The organism is Curtobacterium sp. YR515, assembly GCF_900113095.1.
Classification (GTDB): Bacteria; Actinomycetota; Actinomycetes; order Actinomycetales; family Microbacteriaceae; genus Curtobacterium.
In genome coordinates, this window is sequence record NZ_FOOD01000002.1 from 458,791 (window position 1) to 479,731 (window position 20,941).

Sequence of the window (20,941 nt, forward strand, 5' to 3'; positions counted from 1 at the left end):
GATGTCTCGACATCAAGATACATGGTGCCGCCTGCGTGGAGCAGATGCTCGGATGGCTTCCTGGAGGCGCACTGTCGACTCATAGGAACGTCGCGTGGAGTGGTCTTCCGCACCACACGACCGCAGGAGGCGCGCATGTCGACGACACGGCAGACACCGGAGGACTTCGGGTGGTCCGCGGAGGACCTCCGTTCGGCGTACGCCGTGGACGGCAGCGGGCCGTACCGGTACGCACCGGACGGGTCCGGGCCGTTCTCGTACGACGAGGACGGCTCCGGGCCGTGGCTGGTCGGTCCGACGCCGCGTCGTGGGCTCGCCCGCTTCGCGCCGCGGGACCGTGGGTCGGGCTCGCGGCTGCGGCGGATCGGGACCGCCGTGACCGCGGGCACGCTCGCGCTCGTCCTGGCCGCCGGCAGTGTCGCGGTCGTCGCCCACGTCGTTCCTCCACACCACGCGGTCAACGCCTCGGCGGTCCACAGCGCGGAGCCGGACCGGGACTGATCGCCCGGAACGGTGCCACGCTGGGGGAGTGAACGAACTCCTCGTCATCGGTGTGGTCGCCCTGGTCGCCATCGCGGGCGCCGCCGTGCTCGGCCCGCGCATCGGGGTCGCCGCGCCGCTCGTCCTCGTCGCGGTCGGCGTCGCCGCGAGCCTCGTGCCGTGGATCCCGAACGCCCGGATCGAACCGGAGTGGATCCTCGCGGGGGTGCTGCCGCCGTTGCTGTACTCGGCGGCGGTGTCGATGCCGTCGATGAACTTCCGGCGGGAGTTCGGCGCGATCAGCGGCCTGTCGGTCCTGCTCGTCGTCGCGTCGAGCCTGGTGCTCGGGCTCTTCTTCGCGTGGGTCGTCCCGGGGCTGGGCTTCTGGTGGGGCATCGCGCTCGGGGCGATCGTCAGCCCCACCGACGCCGTCGCGACCTCGATCGTCAAGCAGACCTCGGTGTCACGGCGGGCGATCTCGATCCTCGACGGCGAGTCGCTGCTCAACGACGCGACCGCGCTCGTGCTGCTCCGCACCGCGATCTTCGCCGCGGGCGCGTCGTTCTCGTTCTGGGGCGCGCTCGGGGACTTCGCCCGGGCGGTGGCGATCGCCGTCGTCATCGGCTGGTTCGTCGGCTGGCTCAACGTCTGGGTGCGGTCCCGGGTGCCGAACGCCGCGGTGAACACGGCACTGTCCTTCGCGGTGCCGTTCGTCGCCGCGATCCCGACCGAGCACTTCGAGGGGTCCGGCCTGGTCGCGGCCGTCGTCGCGGGGCTGTTCACGGGCATCGTCGGCCCGCGCAGGCTCCCCCCGGGGCACCGGCTGTCGGACGCCCAGAACTGGCAGACGATCGAGCTCGTGCTCGAGGGTGCCGTGTTCCTGACGATGGGGCTGCAGCTCGCGTCGATCCTCGGCGATGTGCAGGACCAACACGCCGGGATCGGGCCGGCGCTCCTCATCGCCGTCGGCGCCCTCGTGCTCACCGTCCTCGTCCGGGCTGCATACGTCGTGCCGCTGCTGCTCGCCCTGTCCGCCAGCGCCAAGCGGGGCGAACGGATGCAGACCCGCTTCGCGGAGATGCACGCGCAGGACCGCGACGCCATGAGCGAGGTGATCCGCGAACACCGACCGGGCAACCGGGCTCCGTCCGAACGGGAACTCGACCGGTTCGCGGTGCGGGTCCGTCGCACCCTGGCGGACATCGCGTACTACACGAAGGCGCCGCTCGGCTGGCGGGAGGGCACCGCGGTGGTCTGGGCGGGGATGCGCGGCGCGGTGACCGTCGCGGCGGCCCAGACCCTCCCCGACGGCACGCCCCAGCGGTCACTGCTCGTCTTCGTCGCGTTCGCCGTGGCCCTGCTGTCGCTCGTGGTCCAGGGCGGGACGATCGGGCCGCTCCTCCGTCGCATCGCCGCACCGACGACGGACACCGCCGCGCAGGACACCGAGGAACGCAAGCGGCTCCTCGAGCTCATGCGGGCAGCGGCGGAGCAGGTCCCCGGGACGAGCGAGGCCGGACCCCGCGCGCGGGAAGAGCTCGAGGCCGCCGACCCCGCCGAACTCCGGGCGTGGATGGGGCGCGAGAAGGCCCGGCGCCTGGCGGTGCTCGAAGCGCAGCGCGCCGCGATCCTCGACGCCCGCGACGACGGCAGTTTCGACGCCGAGGTGCTCGAGTCGATGCTGCAGAACCTCGACGCCGAGCAGATCGCCCTCGAGCTCAGGGGCGCTCCCGCACGGTGACGGTCACTCGCCGATGCGCACCCGGAAGACCCGGACGCCGGCGGTCTTCAGTGCCGCGAGCCCCACGCGCATCCGGAAGTTCCGGAACGGCCGCTCGAACCCGGACGGTGCCGACGCCGCGCCGATCTGGTGGAGCACCTCGGACGTCAGCGTCCGCTCGACCTTCGGCGCGAGCCGGGTCAGCCCCGAGACCGTCACGACGATCCGGACCGCGTGCGGCCCGAGCAGCGGGTCGATCATCTCGGCGGCCTCGTGCGCACGGTGGAACGCCGGGTCGTCACCGGGCCGACGGATCGCGATGACCGCGAGTTCGGCGTCCCAGGTCTCCTCGGGATCGGGCAGGTCGTCCACCCCGACCACGCGCATCCGGGCGGCGTCGACCCCGGCCCGGACGGCAGCGGTCCGGAGCACCGGCAGGAGCTCCTGCGTCCCCGCGAGCACGACGTGCGCCGACGCCAGGTCGACCGGTTCGTGCCGCTCGCGCGGTGTTCGGGCCATGTGGAGGGTCCTTTCCGCTCGCTCACTGCGGACACTACTGATCGGGCGGCCGCCGGGGCCGGGGCTGGCTGTGGGATCAGCAGCCTCCCAGCACTTCGGTAACGATGAGATCACGAAAGGACCTGTACAAAGCGACAGAGTCGTGCAGAATGGTGGGCGGCCATGACGACTGCACGCGAACTCGACCAGCACCCGGACACCCCGGTGGTGCACCTGTCCCGTCGCGCCGCCCTCGAGGCCGAGCGCGCCGCAGCCCGCAAGCCGGCCCGCCGCGAGCGGACGCCGAAGGCCGAGCGCGCACCGAAGGCCGAGCGCACGCCCGCGCCGCCTCGCGCGCCGAAGCCCGAGCGCACCGGTCGCCGAGCGGCCGCCGCGCGTGCGACGACCGAGCACGTCGACGCCCGCATCCAGCGCGTCGTCCGTCGCCCCGCACCCAGCGTGCCCGCCGTCGCCCGGGCGACCCGCGCCTCCAGGTCCCGCCGCGCCAGCCGCGTGACGCTCACGAGCGCCCTCGCCGCCCTCGCGATGTTCGCCGCGTCCGCGATGCCCGCGCACGCCAGTGCCGGCACCTCGATGGCGACCGCGACCCTCGCACCCTCCGTCCGCACGCAGGACTACGCCGTGACGCAGGCGATCTCCGCCTCCGCCCTCGACCGCGACGGCTTCACGGTCGGCGGCGGTTCGGCCGGGGCCCCGGGCACGTCGGTGTCCTACGGCGGCGAGGTCCGGTCGCCGTTCCCCGGGCCGGTACGGATGAGCTCGGGCTTCGGCTACCGCTCGGCTCCGTGCGGCGCCTGCTCGTCGCTCCACCAGGGCCTCGACTTCAACCCGGGCATGGGCGCGCCGATCGGTGCCGTGGCCGCGGGGACCGTCCGGGTCTCCGGCACGTACTTCTCGTACGGCACCGCGGTGATCATCGACCACGTGATCGACGGGCGCGAGGTCTCGACGCTCTACGGCCACATGATCCCCGGCTCCTCGCCACTGAAGGTCGGCGACACCGTCGAGGCCGGGCAGTTCATCGGCAAGGTCGGCTCCTCGGGGGTCTCGACCGGGGCGCACCTCCACCTCGAGGTCCTGATGGACGGCGAGACCCCGATCGACCCGGAAGCCTGGCTCGAAGCGCGCATCGGGCGTTCCCTCACCGCCTGATCAGGTTCCCTGTGCATGCTCACAGGCATGGACGACTGTCACAGACCGCCCGCCCGTCGCCGATCTGAGCCGGCAGCCCGCTGATGGGACCCGACACCTGGATCGCCTTCGGGCTCGTGGTCCTCTTCGTGCTCGTCGGTGGCGTGTTCGCCGCAGCCGAGATCGCCCTCGTCTCCCTCCGTGAGTCGCAGCTGCAGCAGCTCGAGCGCCGCGGGTCCCGGGGGATGCGGGTCGCCGAGCTCGGCCGCGACCCGAACCGCTTCCTCTCCGCCGTGCAGATCGGCGTGACCGTCGCCGGGTTCTTCTCGGCCGCGTACGGCGCATCGTCGATCGCTCCGGACGTCGCGCCGCTGTTCACGGGCCTCGGACTCGAGCAGGGCGCTGCCGAGACGGTGGCACTGGTGCTGATGACCCTCGTGATCGCCTACCTCTCGCTGGTCTTCGGCGAGCTCGTGCCGAAGCGGCTCGCCCTGCAGCGAGCCGAGGGCTTCTCGATGGCCGTGGCCCCGACGCTCGACCGGTTCGCCACGCTCATGCGCCCGGTGATCTGGCTGCTCTCGAAGTCGACCGACACCGTCGTGCGGCTGCTCGGCGGGGACCCGAACGCCCGGAGCGAGTCGATGAGCACCGAGGAGCTCCGCGGTCTCGTCGAGGACCACGACGCCATCGACGCCCAGGGACGCCGGATCGCCCGGAGCGCCCTCGACGCGGGCGACCGGATCCTCCGCGAGTCGATGCGGCCCTGGTACGACGTGTCGACGATCGACGCGGGCACCTCGATCGCCGCGGCCACCGACCACGCGATCGACCTCGGGCACACCCGGTACCTCGTCACCGACGGCACGCGGGACCACGTCGACGGGTTCGTGCACCTGCGGGACCTGCTGCGCCCGGAGGACCCCACCGCACCGGTGTCGACCCTCGTGCGTCCGGTGCTCGCGCTGCCCGAGACGAAGTCGCTGTCGAGTGCGATCGCGGACATGCGCACCGAGGGACACCAGATCGCCCTGGTCGTCGACGAGTACGGCGGCGGCGCGGGCATGGTGACGCTCGAGGCGCTGCTCGAGGACCTCGTCGGACGCATCCGCGACGAGTACGACGAGCCCGCGGCCGAGCACGACGGCGTCGACGGGGCGACCGTGCTCGAGGACCTCGTGGCCGACGGCGGCCCGGCCCTCCCCGACGGCGACTACGAGACGGTGGGCGGCCTGGTGCAGGTGGCGCTGGACCGCGTGCCCGAGGTCGGGGACGTCGTCGAGGTCGGCGGCCACCGGCTCGAGGTGACCGCCATGGACGGTCACCGCGTGGCGCGCGTGCGCATCACGGCCGACGCAACCGCCTGACGCGGGCGCGCCCCGCTCGGCGGCAACGCGGAGCGTTGCGCGGGGCGCGCCGATCGAGCCTGCGAGGGAGGACGGTGCGGGGCCGCCCCGCGCCTCCCGTCCGTCCCGTCCCGGGTACGGGCAGGGCCTGCCGCGGTACCAGCCACGGGACGTACGCTCGTCGCATGGGTATCGACGTGCGCAACGAGATCCGCGACTTCCTGTCCTCGAGGCGGGCGCGGCTCACTCCCGAGCAGGTCGGCATGCCGTCGTTCGGCGGTGGTGTCCGACGGGTGCCGGGGCTGCGTCGGCACGAGGTCGCCATGCTCGCCGGCGTCAGCGTGGACTACTACACGCGGCTCGAGCGGGGGTCGCTCAAGGGCGTCTCGGACAGCGTGCTCGAGGGGCTCGCCGGTGCGCTGCAGCTCGACGAGGACGAGCGCGTGCACCTGTGGGACCTCGCCCGCCTGGCGAACGCCGGCGTGAAGGTCATGCACCGCAACGTCCCGACCCGCGTGCGCCCCGGTGTGCAGCGGCTGCTCGACTCGATCACGGGAGCGCCCGCCTGGGTGCGGAACGAGCGCGGTGACGTGGTCGCGACGAACGAGCTCGGTCGCGCGCTGTACGCGCCGATGTTCGCGGGCCCCGGTCGCCCGGTGAACACCGCGCGCTTCACGTTCCTCGACCCCGCGGCGAAGGAGTTCTTCGCGGACTGGGCGCAGACCGCTCGGGACGCGGTGGCGATCCTCCGTGCGGCCGCGGTCTCGAACCCGTGCGAGCCCGGACTCGTGACCCTCGTCGGCGAGCTGTCGACCCGGAGCGAGGAGTTCCGCACGTGGTGGGCCGCCCACGACGTCCGGATGCACCGCACCGGCAAGAAGCGGCTCGTGCACCCCATCGTCGGCGAGCTCCGGCTCGACTACGAGGCGCTGGAACTCGTCGCGGACCCGGGCCTGGTGATGTTCTCGTACTCGGCCGAACCCGGCAGCGAGTCCGAGCGGTCCCTGGCGCTCCTCGGGTCGTGGGCTGCGACCGAGCGTGCCGAGCACTACGCGGCGCTGCGCGAGTCGGAGACCGAGTCGGTCGACTGACCTCCCGCCGCCGCTCGATGGTCCCGTGCCGTCGCAGTGTTGACCGTTCTGGTTCGCGATCCCCGGGTTTCCTGAACCGGAACAGTCACGGACGGAACGGATCGTCCGTGTCCCGGGCCGATGCCACTCCGTCGCGGACAGGGCCGGTCCGTAGGCTGGGGCCGTGACGAGGACGACGGACGGTTCAGCGGGGGACGCCGACTCCGCCCGCAACGGTCAGGACCACCGGAAGTACCGTCGGCCGGAGCCGTCCTTCGCCCGGGCGATCGCGAAGGCCCTCGGTGACGCCCGGACGGTCCTCGACGTGGGCACCGGCGCCGGGTCCTACGAGCCCACCGACCGCGAGGTGACCTCGATCGACGCCACCGCCGAGGACCTGCCGTTCGCCGACGACACGTTCGACGCCGCGATGACGACCTTCTCCGTGCACGAGTGGGGCGACCTCGAGCGTGGGCTGGCCGAGCTGCGCCGGGTGACCCGGGGTCCGATCGTGATCCTGACGTGCGACCCCGACCGTGTCGAGGACTTCTGGCTCGCCGAGTACGCCCCCGAGGTCATGGCGACCGAGGCCCGGCGGTACCCCGCGCTCGCCCGGATCGCGGCGGCCCTCGCCGGCGACGCGGTGACGACCACGCGCCTGCCGATCCCGTTCACGTGCGTCGACGGGTTCTCCGAGGCGTACTACGCGCGGCCGGAACGCCTCCTCGACCCGGGCGCACGACGGGCGGACTCGGCGTGGAGCTCCGTCGACGAGATGGCCGCGCGGCGATCCGTCGCCGCGCTCCGGACGGCCCTCGAGTCCGGCGAGTGGGACCGAGCCCACGGCGCGCTCCGCACGCAGCCGACGTTCGAGGGCTCGCTCGTCCTCCTCGCCGCGCAGCCGCGCCCGGCTTGACACGTCGACGTAGGCTGGTCGGGTGAGCTTCCAGGAGGTGGTCGGCGCCCGTTTCGCCGACATCAGGGCGTGATGCCCCCGGTCGCACCGTTCGGTGCGGCCGCCGTCATCGAACCCTGAACCCTCCGCCCGGTGCGGCATGCGTCCGCGTGCCCCGGGCCCGTCCGAGAGCGAACCACCATGCTGCCCATCAGCGAGAAGACCATCCGCACGTCCTTCGTCAACGCCTCCCGCAAGGAGACCGGCGACCTCACGCTGCCCGCCGACCTCGAGACCGTCGACTGGGACGCGCTCGACTACCTCGGCTGGCGCGACCCGAAGCTCGCTCGGCGCGCGTACGCCGTCGTGCCGACCCTCGAGGGCGACCTCGTCGGCATCCTCTTCCGGCAGGCCGAGGCCTCGCCCCGTGCCCGGGCGCAGTGCTCGTGGTGCCAGGACGTGAAGCTCCCCAACGACGTCGTGTTCTACAGCGCGAAGCGGTCCGGCAAGGCGGGTCGCAACGGCAACACCGTCGGCACGCTCGTCTGCCAGGACTTCCAGTGCTCGCGCAACGTCCGGCGGACGCCGCCGCTCGCCTACGAGGGCTACGACGTCGAGGCCGCACGGCTGCAGCGGATCGAGGACCTGCAGCTCCGCGCGGCGTCCTTCGCCGCGGAGGTCTAGTCGCGACTGCGCACGCGGACGACGAGTGCGCGGCGTGCAGCGCGCGCAGACGTCGTCGAGGTGCGCACCTGCGGTTCGGGAGGCGCGGTGCGGGCCCGACCCGCGCCTCCCGTCCCACAGCGGCGACCGTTCCGGGACCGTCGGCCACCTCGCGCGGGAAACCACGGCGTAACCCCCGTGAAACGGGCGTTCCGTAGCGTGGCGGCATGGACATCGGCGATCTCGACGACGCGACCGTCTCCGACGCGGTCGCCACGGCCACCGGGTGGGCGGCGGTCCCGGCGTGGGCCGACGCGCTCGCCGCCGGACGGCCGTACGGCTCCGTCGCCGCGCTCCTGGCGCGTGCCGCCGCCGAGGCCCGGGGGTGGGGCGCCGCCGAGCTCGACGCCGCCCTCGCGCAGCACCCGCGAATCGGTGAGCGGGGCAGCGATGCCTCGTCAGCCCGGGAGCAGTCGGCCATGCGCACCGCGGACGACGACGTCGCCCGGGCGATCGCCACGGGGAACGCCGAGTACGAGCGGCGGTTCGGCCGGGTGTTCCTCGTGCGCGCGGCCGGCCGGACGCCCGAGGAGCTCCTCGCCGAACTCCGACGGCGGCTCGGCAACGATCCCGACGTGGAGGTCGCCGAGGCCGCCGGTGCCCTCGCGGACATCGCACTGCACCGCATCCGCGCGACCTTCGTCGTCGCCCAGCTGACCACGCACGTCCTCGACGCAACCCGGGGCAAACCTGCCGCGGGGGTGGGCCTCGTGCTGAGCACCGTCGACGGCGACGTCCTCGCGACCGGCACGACCGACACCGACGGACGCGCTGCCCTCGGGCCGGACGTCCTGCCACGAGGCGACCTCCAGCTGCGCTTCGATACGGGCGCGTACCACCGCGCCGCCGGGGTGCCGACGTTCCACCCGTTCGTCGTCGTGGCCTTCACCGTGCGCGGGACCGAGCACCTCCACGTGCCACTCCTGCTCAGCCCGTTCGCCTACACCACCTACCGAGGCAGCTGATCCATGCCGCGCGGGGCATGTGTCCGACCCCGCAGCGCCAGCGGGCGAAATACGCACGGCTCCCATGGCGAACGGCGCATGTTCCGCCCGCTCGCGGAGCCGGGCTGTCGGGCGTGGGTCGCGTCCGTCACCGGACCGACGCCCGGAAGGCACGCCGAGACGGCCTGGAGGGACGGTGCCAGCCGGCACCGCACCTCCAGGCCGTCGTCCGGTCGCGTCTACCGACCGATGGTCGACATGTCGGGGTAGCGGTCACCCGTCGGCACCGGCAGCGCCGACAGGTGCGCGATCTGGTCCGCGGTCAGGGTGAGGTCGGCTGCGCCGACGTTCTCCTCGAGTCGCGAGACCCGCTTCGTGCCGGGGATCGGCACGACGTCGTCGCCCTGCGCGAGCAGCCACGCCAGCGCCACCTGCGCCGGGGTCCCGCCGGCCTCGGTCGCGATCTCCTTGACGGCGTCGACGATGCGCATGTTCTCGGCGAAGGCCTCCTCCTGGAAGCGCGGGTTCGCCAGGCGGAAGTCGTCGGCGTCCAGGTCGGACGGCTTCGTGATCGCTCCCGTCAGGAACCCGCGGCCGAGCGGCGAGTACGGCACGAGGCCGATGCCGAGCTCGCGGAGGGTGTCGAGCACGTCGCCCTCGGGGTCCCGGGTCCACAGCGAGTACTCGCTCTGCAGTGCCGTGATCGGGTGGACCGCGTGGGCCTTCCGGATCGTCGCGGCGCTCGCCTCGGAGAGCCCGATGTGACGGATCTTGCCCTCCTGCACGAAGCCGGCGAGCTGCCCGATGACGTCCTCGATCGGGACGGCCGGGTCGACGCGGTGCTGGTAGTACAGGTCGATGTGGTCGGTGCCGAGGCGGCGGAGCGAGCCCTCGAGCGCCTCGCGCACGGACTCCGGTGCGGAGCTGATGCCGCGGCCCGTGGCGGGCGTCTCCTCGCCGGCGGTGTGCGTGATGAGGCCGAACTTCGTCGCGATGACGACGTCGTCGCGGCGGTCTCCGAGGGCCCGGCGGAGCAGGTCCTCGTTCGTGTAGGGGCCGTACGCCTCGGCGGTGTCGAACAGGGTGACGCCGAGGTCGATCGCGCGGTGGATGGTGCGGATCGACTCGTCGTCGTCGGTGCCGGCGCCCGTGTAGAAGGCGCTCATGCCCATGGTGCCGAGGCCGACGGGGCCGACCTCGAGGTCTGCGAGCTTGCGTGTCTGCATGGGTGCAGGTCTACTCCGGGTCCCTCGGTTGGAGGGAGGCACTGACCGGACCCGTCAGCCGGGAATGCCGGTTCGTGCGGTTCCTCCAAGGTTCCGCGCGTTCGTGGCCCGACCCTGGTGTGATCGTGGCGTGAACCTGTACTTCCGGCTGTTCCTGCTCCAGTTGCGCGTCCGGCTCCGCCCCGCGATCGGCGGACGACGACCGACGCTCTGGGACGAGGTCCGCACGCCGTTCCGGGTGACCCTGACCGACCTCGACCCGCTGCGGCACGTGAACAACGGGAAGTACCTGTCGATGCTCGACCTCGGGCGGCTCGACCTCATGCTGCGCTCGGGGCTCTGGGGTGCGATCGCCGAGCGCGGCTGGTACCCGGTCGTGTCGGCGCAGACGATCACGTACAAGCGGTCGTTGACGCTCGGGCAGCGGTTCGAGCTCGTGACCCGGGTGCTCGGGATGGACGACCGCGCGGCCTACCTGGAGCAGACGTTCGTCCGCCGCGGGGCCGTGGTGGCACGGGCCGTGGTGCAGGCACGGTTCCTGCTGCGCACCGGCGGGACGGTGTCCCCGTCGGAACTGCTCGAGGCCGCGGGCGCGACCGACCGGGACCTGTCGGTGCCGGAGTGGGTGCACGAGTGGGCCGGGGCCACCCGGATCAGCAGCTCGGGTACGCTCGCGGGCACGGGGTCCGAGACCCCGGGACGAGAGGGGACGTCATGACCATCGTGTGGATCGTGATCGGCGTCGCGGTGCTGATCGCCGCCGTCATCACCGTGCTCGAGGTGCAGAACCACCGACGAGCGAAGCGCCTCGCGCACCTCGGACCGGCCGACCCGCGGCTCGGGGCACAGGCGCGAGCGGACGCCGAGGCCGCGCACTCGGTGACCGAGGGGCTGTCGAAGGCCGCGCACCCGGGCATCACCGGCGCCGGCGGCGGGGTCTCCGGACCGTGACCCGTCCCGCCACCAGGCGTGCGGTGCTCGCCGGGGGAGTCGGACTCGGGATCGCCGGGGTGCTCGCCGCGTGCAGTCGACCGGCGCCGTCCCCGTCGGCCACGAGGACGCCCGGCCCCACGGGGACCCCGACCGCGTCACCGGCACCGGGCGGCCCCGACTCGTGGGACGCCCTCGCCGCCGCGGTCTCCGGACGGCTGCTGCGCTCCGGATCGAACGGGTGGAACAGCGCCCGGCTCGTCGAGAACCCCCGGTACGACGACGCCGACCCGCAGGGCATCCTGCGCGCGGCCGGCACCGCGGACGTCCAGGCCGGGCTGGCCTTCGCCCGGAACACGAACACACCGGTGGCGCTCCGTTCCGGCGGCCACTCGTACACGGGCTGGTCGGCGGGCGGCGCGAGCGGCACCGACGTCCCGCGGTCGCTGGTGATCAGCACGCAGGACCTCGACGGCATCGACGTGCACGACGACGGCACCGTGACGATCGGTCCCGGTGCGCAGCTCGGAGACGTCTACGCCACGCTCGCCGCCGCCGGACGGGCGATCGGCGCCGGCTCCTGCCCCACGGTCGGGATCGGCGGCCTGACGCTCGGCGGCGGGGTCGGTGTGCTCGTCCGCTCCTTCGGTCTGACGTGCGACCAGCTCACCGGTGCGACCGTCGTCACGCCGGACGGCACCGTGCACGAGGTCTCCGCGACCGCCGAGCCCGACCTGTTCTGGGCCTGCCGCGGCGGGGGCGGTGGAACCGTCGGCGTCGTCACCGCACTGACGTACCGGACCCAGGCCGCGCCCGGCGTCCTGCTCTTCTCGATCACTTTCGCGTGGTCGGCCGCCGCGGCGGTCGTGCGCGCCTGGCAGGACTGGGCGCCCACCGCCGACCCGGAGCTGTGGTCGACGCTCAAGCTGCTGAACGGGAGCCGGCACACCGCCCCGACGGTCACTGTGACGGGTGTGTGGACGGGTTCGAAGACCGGCGCAGACACCACCGTCGACGGTTTCATCGCCGCCACCGGAGCGAAGCCGCTCGCCCACACCGCGCGGCAGCTCACCTACGGTGCCGCGATGTCCGCGTTGGCGGGGAAGCCGCAGCGGGTGTCCGAGGCGGCGACGTCCTCGATCGGATCGGTGAAACTGTCCGACGACCAGATCGACGTGCTCGTCGCCCACGCCGAGGCGGCCGGCGACGTGGCGGGGAACCTCGAGGGCGGGGTCGCGCTCGACGCCCTCGGCGGTGTCGTCTCCGACGTCGGACGGACCGACACCGCGTTCCCGTGGCGGTCGGCGCTCATGACCGTGCAGTACACCGCCGTGTTCGCGGACGGATCGGACCCGGCACCCTTCGACGCCTACGTCCGGGGGTTCCGGAAGGCGATGCGGCCGGCGTGGGGTGACGCGGCGTACGCGAACTACTGCGACGCGGCGATCACGGACCCGGCGGACTACTTCGACGTGAACACCTCTCGGCTGCACCGGATCGCCGAGCAGGTGGACCCGGACGGGGTGCTGGCGCAGCCGAACTGGGTGTGAGCACCGCGCGCATGCAGAATGTTCTGGAACGGCACATCTGGTGTGCTTGTATTCCGTCGTGCGCACCCCCTCCGTCCCGGTCGCGACGACCGCCCGCCGCGTCCTGTCGATCGCGGCGCTGCTCCCGCTCGTCCTGACCACCACCGTCGAACTCCGGTCGGCAGCGCCGTGCGCGGCAGACCCCGCCGACCGGGCGGCCTGGGCGGAGTTCGACCCGCCGTACCGCACCGACGTCGGGACGCCACAGCACGAGGACTGCGCGGTGTACGCCGGCACACCGCTGGACTTCGGCGAGCTCACCGAGCCGCCGACCGTCGAACACGCGGCCGGGTCCGGGCCGGACGACATCGACGTGATCGCGCACTGGTACAACGACTTCGGTCTCGTGGGCGGATCCGGGTGGAAGGGCTGGTACGACTGGCGGTGGAACTTCCCCACGAACCGCGACGGGGGCGGGACGGATCCGCAGCTCGGCTACGACCCGGCTCGTCACCCGACGCTGGGGTTCTACGAGGGGGATGATCCCCGTGTCCTCGGGTGGATCGCGTACTGGCTGCGGAGCGCCGGCATCCGAGCGGTGAGCTTCCCCCAGTCGCGCGGCTTCACGACCGACGGCTGGAGCGGGAACGGCCGCGACTGGCTCGAGGCGTACTTCGAGCAGACGCCGAACTCGCGGGCGCTCGACTACGTTCTGCCGATCGGCAGCGTGGGCCCGGCGGCCGAGATCCAGCGCCGGGCCGAGCAACTGGTCGCCACCGTGCGTGACCACCCGAACGTGTACGTCTTCGCGGACGACGGCAAGCGCTACGCGACCGTGAACGCGTGGGACCTCGAGTCGCTGCGCGGCGCGTTCGACGGGTACGCGAACCTGAACATGCCGAAGACGCTCGCGTTCCTCCGGTCCCTCGCGTCGTCGTTCCGCGACCTCGGGTACGACGGCGTCGCCGTGCTCGGCCGCCATCCCGGCGTCCTCGGGGCGCGGTGGGAGCGGTACGTGGGCGACGGCATCCGGATCGTCAACGCGTCCTACGACGGCAACTACGACGACGGCACCGACCACGACACCTACGCCGACTACACGGAACACGTCGAGTACGGCGCCGTCCCCGACCTGCAGGAGAACGCGGCGATCGGCACCTTCACGGCGCTCGACACCGCACACCCGCACCCGTCCGGGTACCACTACGCCGGGTCGACCCCGCAGCTCTTCCGGAAGCAGCTCGACCGAGCCCGCGCCTACGTCGACGAGCACGACCTGCCGCGGGTGATGACGGTGTACAACGTGTCGGAGTGGGCCGAGGGCGGACCCGGCCTCATCCCGAACGTGCGGGACGGGTTCGGGTACCTCGAGGCGCTGCGACGGGCGATCGAGGGCGAGCCCGCGACCGTCGAGACGGACCCGCACGGAGTCGCGGTCGCGGGGACGTCGGGGAACCGGGATCCGGAGCGCCGCTCCAGGAGGCGCGGCACCGGTCCGGCGCGGCCCTCCGGACGACGGTGGGCCGCCCTACGATGACCGCATGGACGCGGACGACCTGGTGCTCCCCGACGCCGCTGCCTGGCGCGCCTGGCTCGACACGCACGAGGACGATCCCGACGGCGTATGGCTCGTCCTCGCGAAGAAGGGCACCACGGAGCCGACGGCGCTGACCTACGACCAGGCGCTCGACGAAGCGCTCTGCTCCGGCTGGATCGACGGCCAGAAGCGCGGGCGGGACACCGCGACGTTCCGCCAGCGGTTCACCCCGCGGCGCAAGGCGTCGATCTGGTCGCAGCGGAACATCGGACTCGTCGCCACCCTCGAGTCCGCGGGGCGCATGCGCGACCGGGGCCGGGCCGAGGTCGACCGTGCGAAGGGCGATGGCCGGTGGGACCGCGCCTACGCCGGTGCCGCGACGGCCACCGTGCCCGACGACCTGCGGGCAGCGCTCGACGCCGCTCCCGCGGCCGCAGCCCTGTTCGCCGAACTCGACGCCACGAACCGGTACGCGGTGCTCCACCGGATCACGACCGCGCCGAGTGCGACGGCGCGGGAGAACCGGCTCGCGAAGCTCGTCGGCGGGCTCGAGCGGGGCGAGACCCCCTACCCGCGGAAGCCCTGACGGCCGCGTCGAACCACGAAGACGACGTCGAACCAGGCGCGCGGGCTGGTTCGACGTCGGAAACGTGGTTCGACGCAGCCGCGCCGGCGCCCGCGCCCGCGCCCGCGCCCGCGCCCGCCGTCAGCGCCGCAGGCCGACGAGCACGCCCCGGTGGTCGCTGCCGTTCGCGGGCAGGACCTCGGTCGACGTCGCCCCGAGCCCCCGGGTGAACACGTGGTCGATCCGCACGACGGGCAACTGCGCCGGCCAGGTCGCCCCGAACCCGCCGCCCTCGTCGAGCATCCGGGTCAGCGGGAGCATCTCCGGGTCGGCCGCACCGCCGTTGAAGTCCCCCGCGACGACGAGCCGCTCCGATTCGTCGTCGCGGACCGCCTCGGTGAGCGACGCCAGCATCCGCGGCCGACCGTCCTCGCCACCCAGTCGCAGTGAGTCCATGTGCACGACGTACAACCGGACGTCGCCGACCCCGGTGTCCACCGTCACCCGGAGCGCCCGGGCCCAGCCCAGGCCGAGCGTCAGGGGTTCGCCGTCGCGCAGGGTCGTCCGGCTCCACACCCCGATCGACCCGACGCGGTAGTGGTGCGGGTACCGCTCGTCGAGGACGCCCGCGACCGCCGTGCCCGAGGTCTGGGTGAGCTCCTCGAGCGCGATGACGTCCGGGTCGCGTGCCGCGATCGACCTCGCGGTGGCGGCCGGGTCGGGGTTGGCGGCCTCGATGTTCTCGGTGACGACCGTCAGCTGCGGCGACCCCGAGGTGCCGGGAGCGAGCACGCCGGGCAGGACCGCGACGGCCCACGCGGCGGCGAAGGCGAGGGACAGCACGGCGAGCCGCTTCGACCGGGTGCCGAGTGCCGCACCGGCGACGGGGACGAGCAGGAGCGCGAGCCACGGCAGCAGCGAGCCGATCACGGACCCCGAGCTCCCGAGGACGCCCAGGACGGCGGGGACGAGGAGGACGACGATCCCGGCGAGCAACGCGATCCCGACGACACCGATGACGAACGAGCGGCCGGGACTCCGTCTGCGGGAGCGGAGGGGCACGCCGAGGAGCATAGGAACCGCTTCTGACAGATCCCGGGGGACACCGGTTCACCAGACCTGCAACGAAGCAGGCGTAGACCGGGGACATGACCACTGGCACCGACACCACGAACCGTCCGGCCGCCGCCTCCGGCACCTTCCGCATCGGTGGTGACCTCGAGGTCCACCGCCTCGGCTACGGCACCATGCAGCTCACCGGCCCCGGCGTCTGGGGACCCCCGAAGGACCACGACGAGGCGATCCGTGTCCTCAAGCGCGCCGTCGAGCTCGGCGTGGACTTCTTCGACACCGCCGACTCCTACGGCCCCTACGTCGCCGAGGACCTGCTCCGCGAGGCGCTGCACCCCTACGGCGACGACATCGTCATCGCGACGAAGGCCGGTCTCACCCGCACCGGGCCGAACGAGTGGCCGCCGGTCGGCCGCCCGGAGTACCTGCGCCAGGAGGCCGAGATGAGCCTCCGCCGCCTCGGCCTCGAGCGCATCGACCTGTTCCAGCTCCACCGCATCGACCCGAAGGTCCCGCTCGAGGACCAGGTGGGCGAGCTGAAGAAGCTGCAGGACGAGGGCAAGATCCGCCACATCGGCCTGTCCGAGGTGTCGGTCGACGAGGTGAAGGCTGCGCAGGAGATCGCCACGATCGTCTCCGTCCAGAACCTGTACAACCTGCAGAAGCGCGACGCCGAGGAACTCCTCGACTGGTCGACCGAGCAGGGCATCGGCTTCATCCCGTGGTTCCCGCTCGCGACCGGCGGTCTCACCGGCAGCGACTCCCCGCTGACCGAGATCGCCGAGCGCAAGGGCGCCACCCCGGCCCAGCTCGCCCTGGCCTGGCTGCTCAAGCGCTCGCCCGTGGTGCTGCCGATCCCCGGCACGTCGAGCGTCGCCCACCTCGAGGACAACCTCGCGGGCGCGACGGTCGAGCTGAGCGACGACGAGTTCGAGGAGCTGTCGAAGCTGGGTCACTGACGCGACACGGTGACGGACTGGAGGCGCGGTGCCAGCTGGCACCGCGCCTCCAGTCCGTCATGGGGTTGCGTTCACATACGCGGTATGTGCATACTCGGTATGTCCAAGGCGGACGGAACGAGGGGGAAGACGTCATGAGCGTACGGATGGGCGTACTCGCGCTGCTGGTGGCCGGGCCCGGCTACGGGTACCAGCTCCGGGGGGAGTTCGAGCACCGGACCGGGGGCAGCTGGCCGCTGAACATCGGCCAGGTCTACACGACGCTCGACCGCCTGGAACGCGACGGCCTCGTGGCCCGCGGTGACGCCGACGACGACGGACACGTCGTCTACACGGCGACCGACGCGGGTCACGAGGAGGTCGCACGCTGGTTCAGCGAGCCGGTCCCGCCGAAGCGCGGTCGTGACGAGCTCGCGATCAAGTTCGCCCTGGCGGTGACGGTGCCCGGCGTCGACGTGCCGCGCCTCGTGCAGGTCCAGCGCGCCGCCGCCGTGCGGAACCTGCAGGACCTGACCCGGCTGAAGCGCTCCTCGGACCCGGCGGACGACCTGGCCTGGTCGCTCGTGCTCGAGTCGATGCTCTTCCAGGCCGAGGCCGACGTCCGCTGGCTCGACCACGTGGAGTCGAGTGTCGCGCGCTACCGACCGTCCCCGACACCCGACTCGACGGCCGCTGCCGAGTCGTCCGACGCCACCGTGCGGAGCGCCCGGTGAACGCCGTCGCCCCGCTCCTCGAGCTCGACGCCGTGAGCGTGCAGTACGGCTCCGGCGCGAAGGCCGTCACCGCCCTCGCCGGCATCGACCTGCGGATCGCCCGAGGTGAGATGGTCGCCGTGATGGGCACCTCGGGCTCGGGCAAGTCGACGCTGCTCGCCTGCGCGGGAACGCTCCTGCCGCCGACCAGCGGCGAGGTCGTCATCGACCGCGACTTCGTGTCCGACCGGCCGGCCAAGGACCTCGCCGCCCTGCGTCGGCGTCTCGTCGGGTTCGTGTTCCAGGACTTCAACCTCATCCCCTCGCTGACCGCGGTCGAGAACGTGGCGCTGCCGCTCGAGCTCGACGGCTGGAAGGCGAGCCGTGCCCGGCGTGCAGCCGAACTCGCGCTCGAGAACGTCGAGCTCGGGCACCGCGCCGACGCCTTCCCGGACGACCTGTCCGGTGGCCAGCAGCAGCGGGTCGCGATCGCGCGCGGGGTCGTCGGCGAGCGCCGGCTGGTCCTCGCCGACGAGCCGACCGGTGCCCTCGACTCGCAGACCGGCGAGGTCGTGCTCCGCATGCTGCGCCGGCACGTCGACTCCGGGGCGGGCGCGCTGCTCGTGACCCACGATGCCCGGCACGCGGCGTGGGCGGACCGGATCGTGTTCCTCCGCGACGGCCGCGTCGTGGACGAGACCGTGTACTCGGGCGTCGAGATGGCGCTCACGGACCGGACCGCCTCGTGAACGCGCGTCGGCGACGTGCCGACGCCGGGGCCCGCTCGGGGCGTGACCGTCGCACGCCCTTCGCGCTGCGACCGGCGCTCCGGCTGGGCCGCCGGCTGGCGTTCGCGAAGGCCGGGCGGGCGGCGCTGATCGTCGCCCTCATCGGCATCCCGACCGCCGGGTTCGCCGCGGTGTCGGTCGTCGTGCAGTCGACGCAGCCGACCCAGGCGGAGAGCCTGCGGTACGACCTCGGGCACGCTGCAGCGCAGATGCAGGTCGTCGGCCCGGACCTCCCGGGCATGCGGCAGGACCCCGTCCAGTGGCAGTACACCGAGTCCGCGAAGGACAGCCCTGTGGCGAAGTCCGACGGCGAGGCCCGGTTCGCCGACGTCCTCGACCACGTGCCCGCCGGTGCCGTGTCGATCCCGGTCACCTCGGCGCAGATCGTGCTGACCGGGCCGAAGGAGCCGATCGGGATCCAGGCCGTCGAGGGAGCGGTCTGGTCGCGGGTCCTCGACGGGCACTGGCACGTGCTCGACGGCGCCGCACCGACCAGCCGTGACGAGCTCATGGTCACCCCGGCGACGCTCGAGCGACTCGGCGCGTCGATCGGCGACACGGTCGACCTGACCGACCCGGTGACGAAGCGCTTCACGATCACGGGCACCATGCGCGACGCCGCGTCCGACCCGGACGCCCAGGGCGTCTTCGTGCCGTGGGGCACCACGCAGCCGACGACCGGCACGGCCGCTGCGCCGTTCGACGTCACCGTGTACCTGGCCTCGGACGCCCCGACGTGGTCCGAGATCCGCGCGCTCAACGCCCACGGGATCACGGTGCAGTCGCGTCCCGTCGTGCTCGACCCGCCCGACGAGCGGTTGCACGGCGCCGGGCTCAGCAGCCCGATCGGCTGGTTCCTCGGGGCGATGGCGCTGCTCGGCGTCTTCGCGATGTTCGAGGTCGCCCTGCTCGCCGGTGCCGCGTTCCTCGTCGGGACCCGGGCGGACACCCGCTCGTACGCGATCGTCACGAGCGTCGGCGGGGACCGACGCTTCGTCCGGTCGATCGTCGCCGGATCCGGGCTCGTGCTCGGGCTCACCGGCGCCGTCCTCGGGGTCGCGCTCGGCACCGGCGTCGGGGTGCTCGCGTTCCACCTGGCCGACAACGGCAACGTGGGCTCGTGGCCCGGGCTGCACGTCCCGGTCGGCCTGGTCCTGTCGATCGGTGCCGCCGCCGTCCTCGCGGGGCTCGTGTCGGCGCTCGTCGCGGCCCGTGCGGCCACGCGGGTGAACGTCCTCGCCGCACTGCGCGGCTCGCTCCGCCCCGCGGTGGTGAACCCGCGCGCCGAGCGCCGCCGCCGGATCTGGGCACCGGTGCTCGTCGTCGCGGGCACCGTGATGACCCTGGCGTGCGGTGCGGGCGTGCTGCTCCTCAACGACCGTCCGGTGCAGCAGGACCACCTCGCCTGGATCGTCGGCGCCGGCGTCGCGATCGGCCCGTGCCTCATGCAGCTCGGGGTCGCGATGTCGTCGCCGTGGCTGCTCGCCCTCGTCTCCAGGACCGCGACGCGGCTCGGGCTCTCCGCCCGCATCGCCGCCCGCGACGCCCGGCGCAACCCGGTGCGGACCGTGCCGGTGCTCGCGAGCGTGATGAGCGTCGTGTTCGTGGCCTCGGTGGCGATCACGTGGAGTGCGTCCGAGCACGCGCAGTTCGTCCGCGACTACGAGTACCGCACCGCCGTCGGCGTCGCGACGGCCGACGTCTGGCTCTCGAACGAGGACGGCAGCGACGGCGGCTACGACGCCTCCGTCACGGCGAAGGCGGCGAAGATCGTCTCCGGTGTCCTCGACCACGACCGGGTCCGTGTGCTCGGCGTCGCGCCCGACGTCGCCGGCGACCAGCCGTCGACGCTCTCGCTCCTGCACTCGTGGGGGCGGACGGACTGCCGCGCGAACGACACCACGTCGTGCTCGCGCTACCTGGAGTCGCAGGACACCTCCGCGCCGCACATCTGGACCGGCACGGTGGACGACTACGCCGTCCTCACCGGACACCGTCCGTCCGCCGGGGTCCGCGACGCGCTCACCTCGGGCCGCGCCGTCGCCCTGTGGCCGGAGTACGCGCACGACGGCCAGGTCCGGATCGACGCGTTCCGCGACCAGACGTCGAACAGCCCCGCGATCACGGCCAAGACCCGTCCGGACGCCACGACGACGATCCCCGCGGTGCTCGACGTGCAGACCCCCCGCATCCAGGTCGGCGTCTTCATGACCCGCGAGACCGCCGAGCGGTACCGGGTCCCGGAGGTGGACGGCATGCTCGTCACGGAGCAGTCCGCGGACCTGACCCCGGCACAGTCCGACGAGCTGACCTCGGCGTGGCAGAGCCTCGGCGGCGCGGACCGCGAACGGTGGGGCGGCCCGTACTTCCAGTACGAGGCCGGTCCGGTCGACGCGCAGGGCATCGTCAAGGCGATCGTCCTCGCCCTCGCCGCGGCGGTGACGATCGGCGCGACCGCCGTCGCCATCGGGCTGGCCCGCTCGGACGGCCGACGCGACGACGAGGTCCTCGACGCGGTCGGTGCGGCACCCGTGCTCCGTCGCCGGGTGTCCGCATGGCAGGCCGCGATCCTGACGACCGTCGGTGCGGTGATCGGCACGCTGCTCGGGCTGCTGCCCATCCGGGCGCTCACCCTCCGCTTCTCGGCGGGACCAGCCGGCACCACGCACCTGCCGTTCGTGGCGGACTGGCCCGTGCTCGCCCTCCTCGGGCTCGGGCTGCCGCTGCTCGTCACCGCGGGGACTTGGGTCTTCGCGGGCCGCCGCCACCGCGTGGCACTGCGACGCACACCGTGACCGGACGCGGCGGGTCCCGGACCC

At 73.1% G+C, this 20,941-nt stretch carries 20 protein-coding genes and 1 pseudogene; 18 read left to right on the top strand and 3 right to left on the bottom strand.

Features of this window, described 5'->3' with window-relative positions; genetic code table 11:
* The first annotated feature begins 135 nt into the window (after window positions 1–135).
* Window positions 136–501, top strand: a complete 366-nt coding sequence (locus tag BM028_RS06945) for a hypothetical protein (RefSeq protein ID WP_139219768.1) — start codon at window positions 136–138, stop codon at window positions 499–501.
* Window positions 502–529: 28 nt separating this feature from the next.
* Window positions 530–2,221, top strand: a complete 1,692-nt coding sequence (locus tag BM028_RS06950; RefSeq protein ID WP_092385464.1) for a cation:proton antiporter — start codon at window positions 530–532, stop codon at window positions 2,219–2,221.
* A 3-nt stretch (window positions 2,222–2,224) separates the two neighbouring features.
* Here the strand turns inward: BM028_RS06950 and BM028_RS06955 are convergent, their stop codons facing one another.
* The gene (locus tag BM028_RS06955; protein WP_092385466.1) at window positions 2,225–2,719 is read right to left on the bottom strand and encodes a hypothetical protein; all 495 of its coding nucleotides are present in this window, start codon (window positions 2,717–2,719) and stop codon (window positions 2,225–2,227) included.
* A gap of 162 nt (window positions 2,720–2,881) precedes the next feature.
* On the opposite strand from BM028_RS06955, the gene BM028_RS06960 reads away from it, so the two are divergent.
* The 7 genes and pseudogenes from BM028_RS06960 (at window position 2,882) to uraH (ending at window position 8,846) form a co-directional block, all read left to right on the top strand.
* Window positions 2,882–3,871, top strand: a complete 990-nt coding sequence (locus tag BM028_RS06960) for a M23 family metallopeptidase (protein WP_092385468.1) — start codon at window positions 2,882–2,884, stop codon at window positions 3,869–3,871.
* Window positions 3,872–3,954: 83 nt separating this feature from the next.
* Window positions 3,955–5,214 (top strand): hemolysin family protein, encoded by a 1,260-nt coding sequence (locus BM028_RS06965; RefSeq protein WP_092385470.1) that lies wholly within the window; start codon window positions 3,955–3,957, stop codon window positions 5,212–5,214.
* 164 nt (window positions 5,215–5,378) lie between these two features.
* Window positions 5,379–6,284: a helix-turn-helix transcriptional regulator gene (locus BM028_RS06970; RefSeq protein ID WP_070417554.1), complete on the top strand. Its 906-nt coding sequence runs from the start codon at window positions 5,379–5,381 to the stop codon at window positions 6,282–6,284.
* Window positions 6,285–6,447: 163 nt separating this feature from the next.
* Window positions 6,448–7,179, top strand: a complete 732-nt coding sequence (locus BM028_RS06975) for a class I SAM-dependent methyltransferase (RefSeq protein WP_092385472.1) — start codon at window positions 6,448–6,450, stop codon at window positions 7,177–7,179.
* Window positions 7,180–7,359: 180 nt separating this feature from the next.
* Window positions 7,360–7,842, top strand: coding sequence for an FBP domain-containing protein (locus BM028_RS06980; RefSeq protein WP_071302396.1), 483 nt, complete (start codon window positions 7,360–7,362; stop codon window positions 7,840–7,842).
* A 206-nt stretch (window positions 7,843–8,048) separates the two neighbouring features.
* Window positions 8,049–8,504 (top strand): annotated as a pseudogene (gene uraD, locus BM028_RS06985) (2-oxo-4-hydroxy-4-carboxy-5-ureidoimidazoline decarboxylase); the annotation flags it as partial.
* Window positions 8,505–8,507: 3 nt separating this feature from the next.
* Window positions 8,508–8,846 carry a hydroxyisourate hydrolase gene (uraH, locus tag BM028_RS18485; protein ID WP_175496026.1) on the top strand — a complete coding sequence of 113 codons (339 nt, stop codon included), beginning with the start codon at window positions 8,508–8,510 and terminating at the stop codon, window positions 8,844–8,846.
* A 218-nt stretch (window positions 8,847–9,064) separates the two neighbouring features.
* On the opposite strand, the gene BM028_RS06990 is transcribed toward uraH, so the two are convergent.
* A complete protein-coding gene (locus BM028_RS06990) occupies window positions 9,065–10,051 on the bottom strand; it encodes an aldo/keto reductase (RefSeq protein WP_092385474.1) in 987 nt (328 codons plus the stop codon).
* 130 nt (window positions 10,052–10,181) lie between these two features.
* On the opposite strand from BM028_RS06990, the gene BM028_RS06995 reads away from it, so the two are divergent.
* From BM028_RS06995 to BM028_RS07010, 5 genes are read left to right on the top strand one after another with little or no spacing between them, the layout of a single operon-like run.
* Window positions 10,182–10,769: an acyl-CoA thioesterase gene (locus tag BM028_RS06995; protein WP_092385476.1), complete on the top strand. Its 588-nt coding sequence runs from the start codon at window positions 10,182–10,184 to the stop codon at window positions 10,767–10,769.
* The gene (locus BM028_RS18490) at window positions 10,766–11,002 is read left to right on the top strand and encodes a hypothetical protein (RefSeq protein ID WP_071302341.1); all 237 of its coding nucleotides are present in this window, start codon (window positions 10,766–10,768) and stop codon (window positions 11,000–11,002) included. Before BM028_RS06995 ends, BM028_RS18490 begins: the two co-directional genes overlap by 4 nt.
* Complete coding sequence (locus BM028_RS07000) at window positions 10,999–12,531, top strand: FAD-binding oxidoreductase (protein WP_175496013.1); 1,533 nt, start codon at window positions 10,999–11,001, stop codon at window positions 12,529–12,531. Before BM028_RS18490 ends, BM028_RS07000 begins: the two co-directional genes overlap by 4 nt.
* Window positions 12,532–12,589: 58 nt before the next feature.
* Complete coding sequence (locus tag BM028_RS07005) at window positions 12,590–14,047, top strand: glycoside hydrolase family 71/99 protein (RefSeq protein ID WP_092385480.1); 1,458 nt, start codon at window positions 12,590–12,592, stop codon at window positions 14,045–14,047.
* 4 nt (window positions 14,048–14,051) lie between these two features.
* On the top strand, window positions 14,052–14,633 hold the full coding sequence (locus BM028_RS07010) for a YdeI/OmpD-associated family protein (RefSeq protein WP_092385482.1): 582 nt from the start codon (window positions 14,052–14,054) through the stop codon (window positions 14,631–14,633).
* A 120-nt stretch (window positions 14,634–14,753) separates the two neighbouring features.
* Here BM028_RS07010 and BM028_RS07015 read toward each other — a convergent pair whose 3' ends face one another.
* The gene (locus BM028_RS07015; protein ID WP_139219769.1) at window positions 14,754–15,674 is read right to left on the bottom strand and encodes an endonuclease/exonuclease/phosphatase family protein; all 921 of its coding nucleotides are present in this window, start codon (window positions 15,672–15,674) and stop codon (window positions 14,754–14,756) included.
* A gap of 86 nt (window positions 15,675–15,760) precedes the next feature.
* On the opposite strand from BM028_RS07015, the gene BM028_RS07020 reads away from it, so the two are divergent.
* The 4 genes from BM028_RS07020 (at window position 15,761) to BM028_RS18195 (ending at window position 20,917) form a co-directional block, all read left to right on the top strand.
* Complete coding sequence (locus BM028_RS07020) at window positions 15,761–16,642, top strand: aldo/keto reductase (RefSeq protein WP_092385486.1); 882 nt, start codon at window positions 15,761–15,763, stop codon at window positions 16,640–16,642.
* Window positions 16,643–16,776: 134 nt separating this feature from the next.
* On the top strand, window positions 16,777–17,355 hold the full coding sequence (locus BM028_RS07025) for a PadR family transcriptional regulator (protein ID WP_070417543.1): 579 nt from the start codon (window positions 16,777–16,779) through the stop codon (window positions 17,353–17,355).
* Window positions 17,352–18,083, top strand: a complete 732-nt coding sequence (locus BM028_RS07030; protein WP_092385488.1) for an ABC transporter ATP-binding protein — start codon at window positions 17,352–17,354, stop codon at window positions 18,081–18,083. The genes BM028_RS07025 and BM028_RS07030 overlap by 4 nt, the downstream gene beginning before the upstream one ends.
* Window positions 18,080–20,917 (top strand): FtsX-like permease family protein, encoded by a 2,838-nt coding sequence (locus BM028_RS18195; RefSeq protein ID WP_139219770.1) that lies wholly within the window; start codon window positions 18,080–18,082, stop codon window positions 20,915–20,917. The genes BM028_RS07030 and BM028_RS18195 overlap by 4 nt, the downstream gene beginning before the upstream one ends.
* The last annotated feature ends 24 nt before the right edge of the window (window positions 20,918–20,941 follow it).